The sequence below is a fragment of the Nonomuraea sp. NPDC049625 genome (assembly GCF_040675285.1).
Lineage (GTDB): Bacteria > Actinomycetota > Actinomycetes > Streptosporangiales > Streptosporangiaceae > Nonomuraea > Nonomuraea angiospora_A.
The window spans coordinates 118,651-134,491 of sequence record NZ_JBFAOQ010000016.1; the positions used below are offsets into that span (position 1 = coordinate 118,651).

Here is a 15,841-nt window from a genome sequence, read left to right on the forward strand (position 1 = left end):
CCGCACGCCCTCAATCGCGTTTGCGCGGATAGCCGGATTCATCCGCCCCGTCCGATTCCGTCCAATGCCGTCCGACCAGTGGCCTGAACAGCCGGGACGCGGTTTCGATGGTCGTGGTTGTGCGCGGGGGCAGGACCGACGAAGAAGACGGGGGTGTCGGGATGTCATTGGGGGCGCTGCTACGCATGTGGCGCAGGAGGGCGCTGCTGACGCAGGAGCAACTCGCCGAACGGGCGGGTCTGAATGTCAGGACGGTGCGTCGGCTGGAGAACGACGGGCTGTTGCAGCCGCGGACCACCTCGGTTCTGCAGCTGGCGAAGGCGCTGGAGCTGGACGGTGCGGAACGGGCGACCCTGAACGCGGTCGCCCGTGGCCGCCCCACCACAGCCCTGGCTGGCCCGTCTGCGACCGGCCCGAGGCCGTGGACCATCCCCCGGCAGCTGCCCGCCGACGTCGCCGCGCCGGGCGTCCGGGAACGCGAACTCGCGATCGTGGAGGACCACACCACCACCATGCCTGAGCTGAACGAGGCCGTCATCTTCGTCAACGGCATGGCCGGGACGGGCAAGACGGTGCTGGCCGTACACGCCGCCCACCGCCTCGCGCCTCGCTTCCCCGACGGGCAGCTCTTCGTGAACCTGCACGGCCACGCCCAGGCGACGGCACCGGTCGAACCGGGCGCCGCCCTCGCCCGCATACTCCGCACCATGGGCGTCCCGGCGGAACACATCCCGTGGCACCTGGACGACCGCGCCGCGCTGTACCGCAGCGTCCTGGCCGGCCGCAGGCTCCTGATCGTCCTGGACGACGCCGCCGACGAGCGCCAGCTCCACCCGCTCCTGCCCGCCACCCCCGGCTGCCAGGTGATCGTCACCAGCCGCCACCGCCTGACCTGCCCGGGCAACGCCCGCATCCTGTCCCTGGACACCCTGCCTCTGGCAGAGGCGATCACCCTGTTCACCCGCACAGCCGGATGCGACGGGGACACGCCTCCGGACGTCCTGGCCGAGATCGTACGCCGCTGCGGCCTCCTCCCCCTGGCCATCCGCATCGCCGCCGCCTACCTCCAGGCCCACCCCGCCTGGAACGCCCACCACCTGCTCGACCGCCTGGCCGCCGACCGCCTCACCGAACTGACAGCCGGCCACCAAAGCGTCACCGCCGCCTTCGACCGCTCCTACGAACGCCTGCCCACCGACCAGCAAGAGGCCTACCGGCTCCTGGGCTCGGCCCTCCACCCGGCCTTCGACCTCGACACCGCCGCTGCCCTGCTGAACACGACCACCACCCAGGCGATCCGGCTCCTGGACCACCTCCTGAACGCCCACCTCCTGCAGGAGCCGGCCCCGGGCCTGTACCGGCTCCACGACCTGATCCACGCGCACGCCTCCGCGCTGTGGCCGCCGGACGGTGTCAGGGCGCCCCTCCGGGTCCGCTGCCAGACCGCCTTACTGACGTAGCCGGCGGCGCCTGGCCAGTACGCGAGCCGCGCCGATCCGGAGGCGGGGAACGAGCCCCCGGCACCGGCCGCGTTCCACCCACCTCATGCGACCCGCACCTTCCCGACCCACTTGGTCTGCGTTACACCCGGCCGGTTGGGTGCGATCACGGCAACATCTCCTTCGAGCATTGTGCCGAGGTCTTCACCGCCCTGGACCTGGACGGCTCAGGCGCGCTGGATCGCACCGAATTCCACCAGGCGCTCGCGGAGTACTTCTACGGCAACGACCCCGATGCTCCCGCCAACCACTTGTTCGGCAGAGTCGCCGACTGACGGACCCCGAAGAGCCTCCGGCTGTCAAGATGCAGCGCCCGCAGCGAAGCGAGGACGAACGATCTTGACGCGGGACGAGCCGCGGCGATCGTCGCAACGTCGAAAGAGTCCAACGACCAGCCAGGAGCCCCTCACCATGGCCACGCTCGAAAAGCCCTCACGGAGATCGTCATCAGGCTTGATCTCAGCGCCTACGACGCCATCGCGCCCGAGGTCGCGATGGAGGTGCTTCAGCCAATGATCGCCATCCTGCAGGACCTCCCCGAACCGGACCGGGAAGCCCTCGCCGAACTGATCCATAAGGCACCCTGAGCTAGGCGAACTCAATCACGTTTGCCTGCTAAAACCACGTCTTAGCAACATCCCGGCTCAGGACTGTTTCTCAGTCATCGGAAACGCTCTCGGCCAGTACCCGGCGCAGTGCCGTGGCGATGGTGTCGAGTTGTTCGGCGGACAGACGGCCTAGTGCGGCATCTGGTGTGGTGAGCGCCCCGATCAAGCGTTCGCGGGCGGTTGTGCCCGCCGAAGTGACTGCAAGCACCTTCACCCGCCGATCCTGCGGTGATGCTTGCCGCTCCAGGTAACCGCGATGCTCAAGATGATCGACCAGCTCGGTCAGCGACGCTCGGTCGATGCACAGCGCGGACCCGAGGACGCCCATCGCGGCCGGGACATGAGGATCCACCGCGACCAGCGCCCGCGCCTGAACCGCGGTCAAGCCGAGTTCTGCGGCCGTCGTCATCCACCGGCCGGTGCGCAGCGCCGACACCTCGGCGATCAGCAGCCACGCTTCCTCGGCCGGATCGGCCGGCGTATGCGTCAGCGGCAGGCCGGGCAGCAGGCGGATCTCGGTCATGGACAGAATGATAGCCTCACCGTATAGTTCGGCTTACCGTACATATCGGTTTCCCAAAGGAGTGCGGGATGGCCTATCAGGTAGTGGCGATCTTCAAGCTGGACCCGGCCAACGTCGCCGAGGAGGTGCGGCGCGGCGAGGCCACCGGCGCAATGCTGCGCCAACAGGGCGGCTTCATCTCGTTCGACGCGATGGCCCCAGACCAGGAAACAGTCGTCGTGACCCAGCACTGGACCTCACAGCAAGCCTTCCTTGACGGCATGAACGGGATGCGAGAAGCGGCCGGGCAACTGCCGCCACCGATTGTCAACACACGCGAGACCTACAGCGGCGAAGTCACGGTCAGCGTGCGCTGACTCCCTCCGGAAACCATCCGGCGTCTCGGTCACCCCCACCGCGTACGCGGACCTGTCTCGGGCGGCGCCACCAAACAGATCTTTTCCACTCTTTCCCACTCCCAGGTCACAGGTGCCCGAGCTGTCTCCTCTCTACTGACGCTCGAGCATCGAAGACAGGTTCTGAAAGAACACAACCTCTCAATAACATGGAGTAAATGTGAGCAAGCTGACCACACACCAGAAGATCGCGCTGGTCACCGGAGCGAACAAGGGGATCGGCCGTGCGGCCGCTGAGCAACTCGCGGCGATGGGCATGACGGTCCTGATCGGATCCCGGGACCCGCAGCGCGGTGAGGAGGCCGCCGCGGCGCTGCGCGCGGCCGGCGCCGACGCACACGCGGTCACCCTGGACGTCACCGACCCGGTCACTGTCCAGGCAGCCGCCAAGCAGATCGAGGCAAGCTTCGGCCACCTCGACGTCCTGATCAACAACGCCGGCATAACCGGCTCCGGGCACGTCTCGCCTGCGGACGCTACCGATCAGATCCCCAGCGCCGTCGACCTGGACATGGTCCGAGCCGTTTTCGAGACCAACGTCTTCGGGGTGATCACGGTGACCAACGCCATGCTGCCGCTGCTGCGGCGGTCACCGGCGCCGCGCATCGTCAACGTCAGCAGCCATGCCGCGTCGCTGACCCTCACCGGTGACCCGGACGGGCCCTTCACCTCCCTGCTGCCCTCGGCCGCCTACAACCCCTCCAAGTCAGCGCTCAGCGCGCTAACCGTGCAGTACGCCAACGAGCTGCGCAAGGTCGGTGTGCTGGTCAACGCCGTCGCGCCCGGCTACGTCGACACCGACAGCAACAACCACACCGGGCACCTCACCCCCGCGCAAGGCGCCGCAGTCCTGGTGCGCCTGGCCACGGTCGGCGCGGACGGACCCACCGCTGGGTTCTTCAGCGAGGACGGCCCGCTGCCCTGGTGATGGCCCCGAGATCGCGTCGGGCGAACGGTGCAAACGTCCGTTGAATCGGTCCTCGGCGATGGTGTCCTTGATGGCAGAGGGTGTAGCTCTGGCTGAGTGAGCCCGTGGTGAGCGTTGTGGGCTGGACTGTTAGATCGTGAGAGCGGCTTCTACCGTGGATGCAGGCGTGCGAGCCGGTGGTGGCGACCCTGCTTGCCCCTGTGGTCCGGGCGAGCGGTGACGGCGGTCTCGTCGGTTCCGGAGGGCCAGATGACGACAGCGGGAGAAAGGGTCGTCAGGGCTGGCGTGCCCGGGCCAGGTGGCGTTCGTAGAGTTCGCGGTTGCGGCGCAGGAAGCCGGCGAGGATTTCCAGGTCGGCGGTGGTGTAGTCCTTCATGAGGGCGTCGCCTTCGGTGACGAAGGGTCCGTAGAGCTCCCAGGTGCGCTGGCGTGCGGTGTCGGTGATCTGGATGAAGGTCTTGCGGCGGTCCGTGGGGTCGGGGGAGCGGGTCAGGTAGCTCAGGCGCTCCAGCCGGTCGAGCATGGCGGTGACGCTGCCGGTGGTCAGGCCGAGTTCGGCGCCCAGGCGGGTGGGGGTCAGTGCGGTGTGCTGGTTGAGCAGCTCCAGGCAGCGTAGGTCGGTGCGATTGACGCCGAGCGCTCGTGCCGCGGCCTCGTCGTAGGCGTCGATGGCCGCCTGCATCGCTTGCATTTCCTCGCCGACCGCGCGGCGGAGTTCTCTCCATGAATCTCTTGACATTCAAGCCTCTCGACCATCAAGCTAAATCACGTATCTCGAACATCAAGATACATGACAGTCGAGAGGAATCGCCATGACGACGTTGACCCGTCCCACCTCGCGCAAGCCGATGCTGATCGTCACCCCGCTGGCCGCGGCACTGGGAGCGCTGGGCGGCCTGGCCGCTGGCTCCGCCCCTTTCGTGGGTGTCGGAGCGGTCACCGGCCTGCTGTGGGCCGGCCTGGCCGCCCTGCTAGCGCGGCCGCTGCTGCGGCTGCGCGACACCATGGCGGCCGACCTCATCACCGTCAGCGCGGCGTTCGTGGTGATGCTCACTTTGGGCGCCGGGCTGACCCAGCACGTGATGTACCCGACGCCCGAGGCATACCTAGGCCTGATGCAGTCGCCCGCCTCCGGCGGCGCGACCGGGTTGTATGTGGCACTCAACCCGCTGGTGGAGTGGCTGCTCATGCCCGCGGCACTGGCCCTGGCCTGGCACCGCTCCCGGCGGCGCCGGCTGCTGCTGGCCGCCGGCGGCGTCTACTATCTGCAGCGCCTGGCCACTTACCTGTACTTCGCGCCCACCGTGCTCGGCTGGACCCACGGGGGGACGCTTGCCGAGGTGGGCCTGTGGATCACCCTTGACGTGGCCAGGATGGCCCTGGACCTGGCCGTCGTCGCCATCCTGGTCACGGCGATCGTCGCCGACAAGCGCTGAAGGCGTCGAGGGCCACGAGTAGATCACTGTGGCTCCACGTCCGTAGCACTCGGACATGTCTCCACTGTTTGATCGGGGTGCTGCCTTCTACCGTGAGTGCAAGCGTGTGAGGCGGTGGTGACGATGGGCTCGTTGCTGGAGGAACTGGCGCGGCGGGAGGCTGTGGCCCGGCAGCGGATCGAGGAGATCCGGGAGCAGATCATCGCTTTGGAGTCACGGCTGGAGGCCGAGCAGGATCGGTTGTCGCGGCTGGTGATCACGCGGGAGACCGTGGAGGAGATCTTGGGCGAGCCGGCCCGACTGGTCGACGAGCCCGCAGGTGCTGTCGAGGTTGTCGATGTGGCCGCGTCGGTGCAGGTGGGGCCGTCGGCGCTTGGGGTGGGGACGGTGCCTCCGTGGCAGCCGGGCGGGACGGTGGCGGTGTTGCCGCGGCGTATCGGGACGCGGCGGAGATCATGGTCGATGCCGGGAGAGCGTTGCGGGCCGGGCAGATCGCGGTGGCGATGGGGTTGCCGGATGAGGCCGCCAAGCGGGAGGGGCTGCGCTCCAAGCTCAAGCGGCTGGTGGAACGCGGGTGGGCGCGTGAAGAGGGACCGGGACTGTGCACGGTGACCGAATCGCGGCACTGCGCGGTACAAGGTTCGGCGCGACGGTCAAACGATCAAGAGGCCAGATCCACGATCTTGGGATCTAGCCTCTGAACTGGTGAAACTCTGTGGGGCTACCAGGACTTGAACCTGGGACCTCTTCCTTATCAGGGAAGCGCTCTAACCGTCTGAGCTATAGCCCCGCGCACACCGAACGTTATCGCATCCGCAGGACGGAGGCGAACCGGTTGTTCGGACGAGGAAAAGCTTACCGCCTCCAGCGTGCTGCTCGCGCCGTCCCCGCCCACGGGGCCGGCGCGAGCGCCACGACTACTCAGCCTCGCTGAAGGTCACCTCGACGCCTCCGACCAGGTCAGAGGCGATGTTGTAGATGACCGCCCCCAACGTGGAGAGTGCGGTGATCAGTACGACGTTCACGGCGCCGATCAGTGCCGTGTAGCCGAGGATGCGCACCGGCTCGAACCAGGAGGCGATGTTGATGGGGATGGAGCTCTGCCCCTGCTCCCCCTGGCCGAGCTGGTTGACCAGGTCGACCAGCGAGTCGAACACACCCAGGGCCGACAGCACGCCGTACAGGACGGCCACCGCCACGAACAGCACCACGAAGCAGACCAGGGACACCACGAAGCTGAACTTCATGGCGGACCACGGCTCGACACGGCGCAGGACCAGGTGGGCCTTGCGGGGGAGCCGGGACCCCGAGGAGTTCGACGACTTCTTCTTGTTGGGCAGCTCGAGAGCGGGCGGGGCCTCGGTGGCGAGCGACGGACGGACGCGGACCGTGTCGTTGCCCTCCGGAGGCTGCGGGCCGGAACCAGGACCGGAACCCGGACCGGGGCCAGGACCGCCGGGACCGGGACCGGGGCCGGGGGCGGACGGGGTGGGCATGGGTGACGGCGCGGGGGCCGTCGACCGCGACTCCTCCTTGGGCGGACCTGGCTTGCCCTGCGCGGGCGACGTGTCCTTGCCGTCGTCGACCGCGCCGAAGATCTCGGTTTCGTTGGGCTTCTTCGGCTGTTGTCCGTTACCCGAAGCCGCCTTTGTCCTGGCGGAGCCACCCTGGGCGCTCATGAACTACTCTCCTCCCCCGTCTTCCTCAGTTTCCACCGAAGTCTCCATCGACTCCGCGTTCCGGGCGAGGGCCACCACGCTGTCTCCTTCGGCGAGATTCATCAATCGCACTCCCATGGTCTGGCGGCCGGACTGCTTGATCTCACCGGCACTCGTCCGGATCACCCCGCCGGCGAACGTGATCGCGAAGACCTCGTCCTCTGGGTTGACCATGACGGCACCGACCAGCTTGCCACGGGAAGACACGATTTTCGCAGTAAGCACGCCCCTACCGCCACGTCCTTGAACTGGATACTGCTCCACTGGCGTCCGTTTTGCGTACCCACCCTCCGTGGCGATAAGCACATCTTGACCGTCGGCGAGTCGATTCATGGCGAGAAGTTCGTCACCGTCGAGGAACCTCATGCCGATCACACCGCTGGTCGCGCGGCCCATGGGCCGCAGCGCCTCGTCGGAAGCCGTGAACCTGATCGACTGGGCTCCCTTGGAGACCAGCAGCAGGTCGTCCTCCTCGGAGACCAGGCGGGCTCCGATGACCTCGTCGTCATCCCGCAGGTTGATCGCGATCAGGCCACCGGACCTGGGGGAGTCGTACTCGGACAGGCGGGTCTTCTTGACCAGCCCGCTGCGGGTGGCGAGCACGAGGTAGGGGGCGACGTCGTAGTCGCGTAGGTCGAGAACCTCCATAACTGTTTCGTCGGGCTGCATCGCCAAAAGGTTCGCGAGATGCATGCCACGCGCGTCACGTCCGGCGTCGGGCAGCTCGTACGCCTTGACCCGGTACACCCGCCCCTTGTTCGTGAAGAACAGCAACCAGTGATGCGTCGTGGTGACGAAGAAGTGGTCGACGATGTCGTCCTGGCGCAGCTGGGCGCCGCGCACGCCCTTGCCGCCGCGCTTCTGCGCCCGGTAGAGGTCGGTACGCGTGCGCTTGGCGTAGCCGCCCCGGGTGATCGTGACGACGATCTCGTCCTCGGCGATGAGGTCCTCGATCGACATGTCGCCGTCGTAGGCGATGATCTCGGTCTGCCGGTCGTCGCCGTAGCGGCCGACGATCTCGGCGAGCTCCTCGTTGATGATCTCCCGCTGACGGGCCTCGCTGGCCAGGATCGCGTTGTACTCGGCGATCTGCGTCATCAGGGAGTCGTACTCGTCCTGGATGGCCTGCCGCTCCAGGGCGGCCAGCTTGCGCAGCTGCATGTCGAGGATGGCCTGCGCCTGCACCTCGTCGATCTCCAGCAGCGCCATGAGGCCCTGCTGGGCGTGCGAGGCGGACTCCGAGGCCCGGATGAGGGCGATGACGTCGTCGAGCCGCTCAAGGGCCTTCAGGAGGCCGCGCAGGATGTGGGCGCGCTCCTCGGCCTTGCGCAGGAGGTAGCGCGTCCGGCGGACGATGACCTCGATCTGGTGCGCGACGTAGTGCCGGATGAACTGGTCGAGCCGCAGCGTGCGCGGCACCCCGTCGACCAGGGCCAGCATGTTGGCGCCGAAGGTGTCCTGGAGCTGGGTGTGCTTGTACAGGTTGTTGAGCACGACCTTGGCTACCGCGTCGCGCTTGAGCACGATCACCAGGCGCTGCCCGACCCGCGAGGAGCTCTCGTCGCGTACGTCGGCGATGCCGGTCAGCTTGCCCTCGCGCACCAGCTCGGCGATCTTGAGGGCGAGGTTGTCGGGGTTGACCTGGTACGGCAGCTCCGTGACGACGAGCGCCTGCCGCCCCTTGTCCTCCTCGACCTCGACCACGGCCCGCATGGTGATCGAGCCGCGCCCGGTGCGGTAGGCGTCCTCGATGCCCCGCCGCCCGACGATCAGCGCCTTGGTGGGGAAGTCGGGTCCCTTGACCAGCCTGATCGACGCTTCGAGCAGCTCCTCGTCGCCGGCCTCGGGATTCTCCAGGGCCCACTTGACCGCCGAGGCGACCTCGCGCAGGTTGTGCGGCGGGATGTTGGTGGCCATGCCGACGGCGATGCCGCCCGAGCCGTTGACCAGCAGCTGCGGGAAGCGCGCCGGCAGGACGTCGGGCTCCTGCGACTTGCCGTCGTAGTTGGGGCGGAAGTCGACGGTGTCCTTGTCGATGTCGCGCAGCATCTCCATGGCGATGGGCGCGAGCTTGCACTCGGTGTAGCGCATCGCCGCCGCCGGGTCGTTGCCCGGCGAGCCGAAGTTGCCCTGCCCGTCGACCAGCGGGTATCGCAGCGACCACGGCTGCGCCAGTCGCACCAGCGCGTCGTAGATCGAGGTGTCGCCGTGGGGATGGTAGGTGCCCATCACGTCACCGACGACGCGGGCGCACTTGAAGTAGCCGCGGTCGGGACGGTAGCCACCGTCGTACATCGCGTAGAGCACTCGCCGGTGCACGGGCTTGAGACCGTCGCGGACGTCCGGCAGCGCCCTGGACACGATGACCGACATCGCGTAGTCCATGTAACTGCGCTGCATCTCGGACTGGATGTCCACAGGCTCGATGCGCTCAGCCGGGGGAGTGGTGTTCACGTCCGTCACAGGTGATGATCCCTTTTCTAACTAAACGTCGAGGAAGCGGACGTCGCGCGCGTTACGGATGATGAAGTCGCGCCGGGCTTCCACGTCCTCGCCCATGAGCACGCTGAACAGGTCGTCGGCCTGCGCCGCGTCGTCGAGCGTGACCAGGCGCAGCAGCCGGGTCTCCGGGTTCATCGTGGTCTCCCAGAGCTGGCCCGCGTTCATCTCGCCGAGACCCTTGAACCGCTGTACGTTGTCCCGCGGCCGCGGGTCGGCCTTGCCGTTGGCGATCCCTTCGGCGATGACCGCGTCGCGCTCGGTGTCGGAGTACGCGTAGGAGGCGTCCTCACCCTTGCGGTCCCACTTGATCTTGTAGAGCGGCGGGCACGACAGGTAGACGTGGCCGGCCTCGATCAGCGGCCTCATGAACCGGAACAGCAGCGTCAGCAGCAGCGTGTTGATGTGCTGGCCGTCGACGTCGGCGTCGGCCATGAGGATGACCTTGTGGTAGCGCAGCTTGGCGATGTCGAACTCGTCGTGCACGCCGGTGCCCAGGGCGGTGATCAGCGCCTGGACCTCGTTGTTCTTGAGGACCTTGTCGATCCGCGCCTTCTCGACGTTGAGGATCTTGCCGCGGATGGGCAGGATCGCCTGGAAGCGCGAGTCGCGGCCGCCCTTGGCCGAGCCGCCGGCCGAGTCTCCCTCGACGATGAACAGCTCGCACTTCTCCGGGTCGTTCCACTGGCAGTCGGCCAGCTTGCCCGGCAGGCCGCTGCCCGATTCGAGCAGCGACTTGCGCCTGGTCAGGTCGCGGGCCTGGCGGGCGGCCATGCGGGCGCGCGAGGCCTGCAGCGACTTGTTGATGATGTCCTTGGCCTCGCCGGGGTTGCGCTCGAACCAGTCGCGCAGGTGGTCGTTGCAGGCCTTCTGCACGAACGACTTGGCCTCGGTGTTGCCCAGCTTGGCCTTGGTCTGGCCCTCGAACTGCGGCTCGGCCAGCTTGACCGAGATGATCGCGGTCAGGCCCTCGCGGACGTCCTCGCCGGAGAGGTTGTCGTCCTTGCCCTCCTTGAGGAACTTCTGCTCGCGCGCGTAGCGGTTGACGATCGTCGTCAGCGCCGCGCGGAAGCCCTCCTCGTGGGTGCCGCCCTCCGCGGTGTTGATCATGTTGGCGAAGGTGTAGACCGACTCGGAGTAGGAGTTGTTCCACTGCATGGCGATCTCGACCGCGATGCCGTCGCCCTCCTCCTCGAAGGAGATGATCGACGCGTGCGCCGCCTCCTTCTTGGTGTTGAGGTGCTGGACGAAGTCGGTCAGACCGCCCTCGTAGCAGTAGGTGACGGTGTGGACCTCGCCGTTGATGTGGTCTGGGCGCTCGTCGGTGAGCGTGATCGTCAGGCCCTTGTTGAGGAAGGCCGTCTCCTGGAAGCGACGCGAGAACGTCTCGTAGTTCCAGGCGGTGGTCTCGAAGATCTCGGGGTCGGGCCAGAACGTGATCGTGGTGCCGGTCTCGTCGGTGCCCTCGCCCTTGGCCAGCGGCGCGAGGGGCTTGGACATCTCGTAGCGCTGGCGCCAGTAGTGGCCGTTCTGCTTGACCTCGACGTCCATGGCGGTGGACAGCGCGTTGACGACGGCCGAGCCGACGCCGTGGAGGCCGCCGGAGACCGCGTAGGACTGGCTGTCGAACTTGCCGCCCGCGTGGAGCGTGGTCAGCACGACCTCGACCGCCGAGCGGTTCTCCTTCTCCATGAAGCCTGTGGGGATGCCACGGCCGTTGTCGACCACGCGTACGCCGTTGTCGGCCAAGAGCGTGACGTCGATCCGGGAGCAGTAACCGGCGAGGGCCTCGTCCACCGAGTTGTCCACAATCTCGTAGACGAGGTGGTGCAGGCCGCGCTCCCCGGTGGAGCCGATATACATACCCGGGCGCTTGCGAACCGCCTCAAGCCCCTCGAGTACGGTGATAGAGCTAGCGTCGTAGGACAACTGCGAAATCCTCCTGCCGCGGACACGCGGCGGGGGAGGCCATCAACCTGCGAAAGCTGCCCCTACCGTGCCCGTCACCGTCGTGAGTGCCCCGATGCGCGGTCACCCAAGGGAAGTCGGCTTAGCGCCGGGGTGACACGCAAGCGGACGTGTCCGGAATCCGTCTTCAGTCTACCGGGTCCGGCGGCCGAAGGTGGCAAGGAACGCGCCTGTGATGGCTCCTAGCTCGTTTTGCCCCCCGGTAAGCATCCCCCCTTCGGAAAGGGGGCTTATCGCGTCTGTGGCTTTCTGATCGCCCCTGGGGCCCAACCGGAGCAGCAAAAGTGCCTGCTGCGGAAAACCGCTGATCGAGGCTATCCGTAGGTGTCGCCAGGGCCCCGGCTTCCGGTCACCCGCAACCCTCCGGACGGCCGGGGAGCGTTCTGCGGGCCTCTGACCTTGACCTTTGTGACGGTGCCGTCGCCGAGCTCCTCGTTGAGCCGGCGGACGAGGGTGCGCGCGAGCAGCCGCACCTGCGTCGCCCAGGCCGTGGAGTCGGCCGCGATCAGCACCTCGCCGTCCTCGAACGACTCGGGCTTGGTGTGGGCGGCCAGGTCAGGACCCACGATGTCGATCCAGCGCCCGAACACCCCGCCGACCGCCGCCGAGCGCTCCCAGCCGCGGTCGGCCAGGAGGTCGGCAATGGCACGTCCGAAAAGCTGTGGATCGCCGCCCTCCCTGCGCGGCCCCGCCGCCTTGCGCCTGGGTTCGCGCCGGGGGAGCTGGCCGCGCTTGGCCGCGTCGGCCTTGGCCTGGGCGAGCTTCTCCCTGGCCATCGCGGCTCCCCTGGCCGCGGGGTTGTCGTCAGCGGACACGGGTCACGCTCCCTTCTGCGACGTCGAACCGGCCTCCCACCAGCTCCGCGGGCACGTCGTCCGGCACGGCGGCGGTGATGAGCACCTGCTCGGCCGGCGCGACGATCTCGGCCAGCCGCCGCCTGCGCTGGCTGTCGAGCTCGGCGAACACGTCGTCGAGGATCAGCACGGGATCGCCGCCGTCGGCCCGCAGCAGGTCGTACGCCGCCAGCCGCAGGGCCAGCGCGAACGACCAGGACTCGCCATGGCTGGCGTAGCCCCGGGCGGGCAGGTCGCCCAGGCCGAGGATCAGGTCGTCGCGGTGGGGGCCGACGAGCGTGACGCCGCGCTCGAGCTCCGCTGAGCGGACCTCCAATAGCCGCTCCCGCAGCCGTTCTTCAAGGGTTTTCCCCAAGTCTGTGGATAACGTCTGTGTATCGAAAGATCCCCGCTCACCGGCGGCTTCGTCCTTCGAGACACCCCCATCCGTATCCCCACCTGTGGACAACGTGCTGCGGTAGGCCAGCGTCGCGGGGTCGCTCCCGGGAGCGAGCGCGGAGTAGGCGCCGGCCACCAGCGGGCGCAGCGCCTCGACGAGCTCCAGCCGGGCCCGAAGGAGCTCCGCGCCGTGCCTGGCGAGGTGGGCGTCCCACACCTCCAGGGTGCTCAGCACGTCGCCCGCGCCGGCCGCGGTGAACCCGCTGTCGCTCTCGGCCCGTCTGGCGCTCCTGCTGCCCCTGCGGGCCTGCGCGGCCGTACGCAGGAGCGCGCCGCGCTGCTTGAGCACCCGGTCGTAGTCGGCCCGGACGCCGGCGAACCTGGGCGTCCTGGCCACCAGGAGGTCGTCGAGGAATCGGCGCCGCTCGGCCGGATCGCCCTTGGACAGCGACAGGTCCTCGGGGGCGAACAGCACCGTACGCAGCAGGCCGACGACGTCGCGGGCCCTGGACACGGGGGAGCGGTTGAGCCTGGCGCGGTTGGCCCGCCCCGGGTTGAGCTCCAGCTCGACCAGCGCCCGGCGGTCATCCCTGTGGACGGCGCAGCGCACGATCGCCCGCGTGGCGCCCTTGCGCACCAGCGGCGCGTCGCTCGACACCCGGTGACTGGAGTGCGTCGCGACGTAGCCCAGGGCCTCGACCAGGTTGGTCTTGCCCTGGCCGTTGGGCCCCACGAACGCCGTGACGCCCGGCTCCAGGCCGAGCTCCACGGACGCGTACGACCTGAAGTCGGTCAGCGAGAGGTGGGCGACATGCACCCCACGAGGTTAGTGCGCCTCGGGGATGCCTGTGGTCACCGACGCTCGGTCTCGCGCGGCGGGATCACATCGGCGCCGGGGGAGTCGGCCCCCTTTTCGGTGCTGCCCTCCGCGGAGGTGGTCGCGTGGCCGCCGAACTGGTTGCGCAGCGCCGCGACCACCTTCATCGCGGGGGAGTCGTCCTGCCGCGAGGCGAACCTGGCGTACAGCGAGGCGGTGATGACCGGCAGCGGCACCGCGTGGTCCACAGCCGCCTGCACCGTCCACCGGCCCTCCCCGGAGTCCTGTGCATAACCTCGGAGCTGCTCGAGGTGCTCGTCGTCGTCCAGCGCCCGGACCATCAGGTCGAGCAGCCAGGAGCGGATCACGGTGCCGGTGCGCCAGCTCTTGAACGAGCCCTTGACGTCCTTGACGACGTCGGAGGCCTCGAGCAGCTCCCAGCCCTCCGCGAACGCCTGCATCATGCCGTACTCGATGCCGTTGTGGACCATCTTCGCGAAGTGACCGGCACCGACCTCGCCCGCGTGCACGAAGCCGTCCTCGCCCTCGGGCTTGAGCGTCTCGAAGATCGGCATGAGCCGGTCGACGTTGGCCTGGTCGCCGCCGCACATGAGCGCGTAGCCGTTCTTGAGGCCCCAGACGCCGCCGCTCACGCCGCAGTCGACGAAGCCGATGCCCTTCTCGGCCAGCTCGGCGGCGTGCTTCTGGTCGTCCACATAGTGGGAGTTTCCGCCGTCGACGACGATGTCACCGGGGTCGAGCAGCTCGCCGAGATCGTCGATCGTCGCCTGGGTGGGCTTGCCGGCGGGGACCATGACCCAGATCGCCCGCGGCTTCTGCAGGCGTTCGACCAGCTCCTTGAGGCTGCCCACGTCGCTGATCGCGGGATCGCGGTCGTAGCCGACGACGTCGTGACCTCCGCGGCGCAGGCGTTCGGCCATGTTGCCGCCCATCTTGCCCAGTCCGACCATGCCGATCTGCATGTTGTCCTACCCCCTTGTCAGACTTCCATCATCCCCGATGACAGGATCAGCCTGACAGGCGGATGGGCATGATCAGGTAACGGTAGTCCGTAGCGGCTCCGTCATCCACAGGCTTGCCACCGGTGAGGATAGCGGGCTTCGTCGACGTGGTCATCTGAAGTCGCGCAACATCCGAGTCGATGGCCCCCAGTCCCTCGAGCAGGAACTGGTGGTTGAAGGCGATGTTCATCTCCTCGCCCTCGTAATCCACAGGCAGGGCCTCGACGGCCTGCGCCTCGTCGCCGCTGCCCGCCTCGAGCACGACCTCGCCGCTCTTGAACGCCAGCCGCACCGGGGTGTTGCGCTCGGCGACCAGGGCGACGCGCTTGACCGCCTCCACGAACGGCCCTGTGGACAAGTCCGCGCGGGCGGAGAACTCCGTGGGCAGCAGCGACCGGTACTTGGGGAACTCGGGGTCGAGCAGCCGCGTGGTGGTCCGCCGTCCGGCGCTGGAGAAGCCGATCATGCCTTCGCCGGTGCCGCCGGCGGAGCTGAGCGCGATCTCCACCTCCGCGCCGGTCGTGCCGAGCGCCTTGGCCGTGTCGGCGAGGGTCTTGCCCGGGATCATGGCGATGGCGGCGAAGTCGGGCTGGCCCGGCTGCCACTTCAGCTCGCGTACGGCGAGCCGGTAGCGGTCGGTCGCGGCGAGGGTCACCGTGTCGCCCTCGATCTCCATCCGCACGCCGGTGAGCATCGGCAGGGTGTCGTCCCGGCCGGCGGCGACGGCGACCTGGCCGACGGCGGAGGCGAACACGTCGCTGCCCACCCGGCCGGCGGCCGGCGGCATGGCCGGGAGGGACGGGTAGTCCTCCACAGGCATGGTCAGCAGCGTGAATCGAGCGCTGCCGCAGGTGACGACCGCCTTGGCGCCGTCCACCACGAAGTCCACAGGCTGTGCAGGAAGTGCGCGGGTGATCTCGGCTAGCAGCTTGCCCGAGACCAGCACGACGCCGGCCTCACCGGTCTGGAGTTCGAGCGTCACCTCGGCGGAGACCTCGTAGTCGAAGCCGGACAGCTTCAGCTGCTGTCCCTCGGTGACCTCCAGACGCATGCCTGCGAGCACGGGCACCGACGGGCGCGCCGGGAGGCTGCGTGCCGTCCATGCCACCGCCTCAGCGAGAACGTCTCGCTCGATTCGGAACATCACGGTGATCGGCCTCCTGGGTTCGTCGTTGATTCAAGTGTTCACTCTCCCG

The 15,841-nt window shown here is 68.2% G+C and carries 15 protein-coding genes and 1 tRNA gene; 5 read left to right on the forward strand and 11 right to left on the reverse strand.

Features of this window, described 5'->3' with window-relative positions; genetic code table 11:
* Positions 1–161 precede the first annotated feature (161 nt).
* Positions 162–1,460, forward strand: coding sequence for an NB-ARC domain-containing protein (locus AB0J87_RS48395; RefSeq protein ID WP_363978748.1), 1,299 nt, complete (start codon positions 162–164; stop codon positions 1,458–1,460).
* A 338-nt stretch (positions 1,461–1,798) separates the two neighbouring features.
* Here the strand turns inward: AB0J87_RS48395 and AB0J87_RS48400 are convergent, their stop codons facing one another.
* Both AB0J87_RS48400 and AB0J87_RS48405 read right to left on the reverse strand, forming a co-directional pair.
* Positions 1,799–2,074, reverse strand: a complete 276-nt coding sequence (locus AB0J87_RS48400; RefSeq protein WP_363978751.1) for a hypothetical protein — start codon at positions 2,072–2,074, stop codon at positions 1,799–1,801.
* A gap of 82 nt (positions 2,075–2,156) precedes the next feature.
* Positions 2,157–2,630 (reverse strand): MarR family transcriptional regulator, encoded by a 474-nt coding sequence (locus AB0J87_RS48405; protein WP_363978754.1) that lies wholly within the window; start codon positions 2,628–2,630, stop codon positions 2,157–2,159.
* 68 nt (positions 2,631–2,698) lie between these two features.
* Between AB0J87_RS48405 and AB0J87_RS48410 the strand changes: the two genes are divergently transcribed.
* Both AB0J87_RS48410 and AB0J87_RS48415 read left to right on the forward strand, forming a co-directional pair.
* A complete protein-coding gene (locus tag AB0J87_RS48410) occupies positions 2,699–2,986 on the forward strand; it encodes an antibiotic biosynthesis monooxygenase (RefSeq protein ID WP_363978757.1) in 288 nt (95 codons plus the stop codon).
* 199 nt (positions 2,987–3,185) lie between these two features.
* A complete protein-coding gene (locus AB0J87_RS48415) occupies positions 3,186–3,953 on the forward strand; it encodes an SDR family NAD(P)-dependent oxidoreductase (RefSeq protein WP_363978760.1) in 768 nt (255 codons plus the stop codon).
* Between the two features lie 274 nt (positions 3,954–4,227).
* Here the strand turns inward: AB0J87_RS48415 and AB0J87_RS48420 are convergent, their stop codons facing one another.
* Positions 4,228–4,644 (reverse strand): MarR family transcriptional regulator, encoded by a 417-nt coding sequence (locus tag AB0J87_RS48420; RefSeq protein WP_363978762.1) that lies wholly within the window; start codon positions 4,642–4,644, stop codon positions 4,228–4,230.
* A gap of 121 nt (positions 4,645–4,765) precedes the next feature.
* Between AB0J87_RS48420 and AB0J87_RS48425 the strand changes: the two genes are divergently transcribed.
* Together AB0J87_RS48425 and AB0J87_RS48430 are read left to right on the forward strand one after the other, a co-directional pair.
* Complete coding sequence (locus AB0J87_RS48425; RefSeq protein WP_363978764.1) at positions 4,766–5,389, forward strand: hypothetical protein; 624 nt, start codon at positions 4,766–4,768, stop codon at positions 5,387–5,389.
* Between the two features lie 132 nt (positions 5,390–5,521).
* Positions 5,522–6,001: a hypothetical protein gene (locus AB0J87_RS48430; RefSeq protein ID WP_363978766.1), complete on the forward strand. Its 480-nt coding sequence runs from the start codon at positions 5,522–5,524 to the stop codon at positions 5,999–6,001.
* A gap of 104 nt (positions 6,002–6,105) precedes the next feature.
* Here the strand turns inward: AB0J87_RS48430 and AB0J87_RS48435 are convergent.
* The 8 genes from AB0J87_RS48435 to dnaN form a co-directional block, all read right to left on the reverse strand.
* Positions 6,106–6,179 (reverse strand) — tRNA-Ile (locus tag AB0J87_RS48435).
* Positions 6,180–6,306: 127 nt separating this feature from the next.
* Positions 6,307–7,068 (reverse strand): DUF3566 domain-containing protein, encoded by a 762-nt coding sequence (locus tag AB0J87_RS48440; protein ID WP_363978769.1) that lies wholly within the window; start codon positions 7,066–7,068, stop codon positions 6,307–6,309.
* 3 nt (positions 7,069–7,071) lie between these two features.
* Entirely contained in the window at positions 7,072–9,570 is a 2,499-nt protein-coding gene (gene gyrA / locus AB0J87_RS48445; RefSeq protein ID WP_363978772.1) for a DNA gyrase subunit A, read from the reverse strand.
* A gap of 21 nt (positions 9,571–9,591) precedes the next feature.
* Positions 9,592–11,535: a DNA topoisomerase (ATP-hydrolyzing) subunit B gene (gene gyrB, locus AB0J87_RS48450; protein WP_363978775.1), complete on the reverse strand. Its 1,944-nt coding sequence runs from the start codon at positions 11,533–11,535 to the stop codon at positions 9,592–9,594.
* A 353-nt stretch (positions 11,536–11,888) separates the two neighbouring features.
* Positions 11,889–12,389, reverse strand: a complete 501-nt coding sequence (locus tag AB0J87_RS48455; RefSeq protein ID WP_363978777.1) for a DciA family protein — start codon at positions 12,387–12,389, stop codon at positions 11,889–11,891.
* On the reverse strand, positions 12,379–13,623 hold the full coding sequence (gene recF / locus AB0J87_RS48460; RefSeq protein ID WP_363978779.1) for a DNA replication/repair protein RecF: 1,245 nt from the start codon (positions 13,621–13,623) through the stop codon (positions 12,379–12,381). The genes AB0J87_RS48455 and recF overlap by 11 nt, the downstream gene beginning before the upstream one ends.
* 35 nt (positions 13,624–13,658) lie before the next feature.
* Positions 13,659–14,606, reverse strand: coding sequence for a phosphogluconate dehydrogenase (NAD(+)-dependent, decarboxylating) (gene gnd, locus AB0J87_RS48465; protein ID WP_363978782.1), 948 nt, complete (start codon positions 14,604–14,606; stop codon positions 13,659–13,661).
* A gap of 46 nt (positions 14,607–14,652) precedes the next feature.
* Complete coding sequence (gene dnaN / locus AB0J87_RS48470) at positions 14,653–15,792, reverse strand: DNA polymerase III subunit beta (protein WP_355192871.1); 1,140 nt, start codon at positions 15,790–15,792, stop codon at positions 14,653–14,655.
* Positions 15,793–15,841 lie beyond the last annotated feature (49 nt).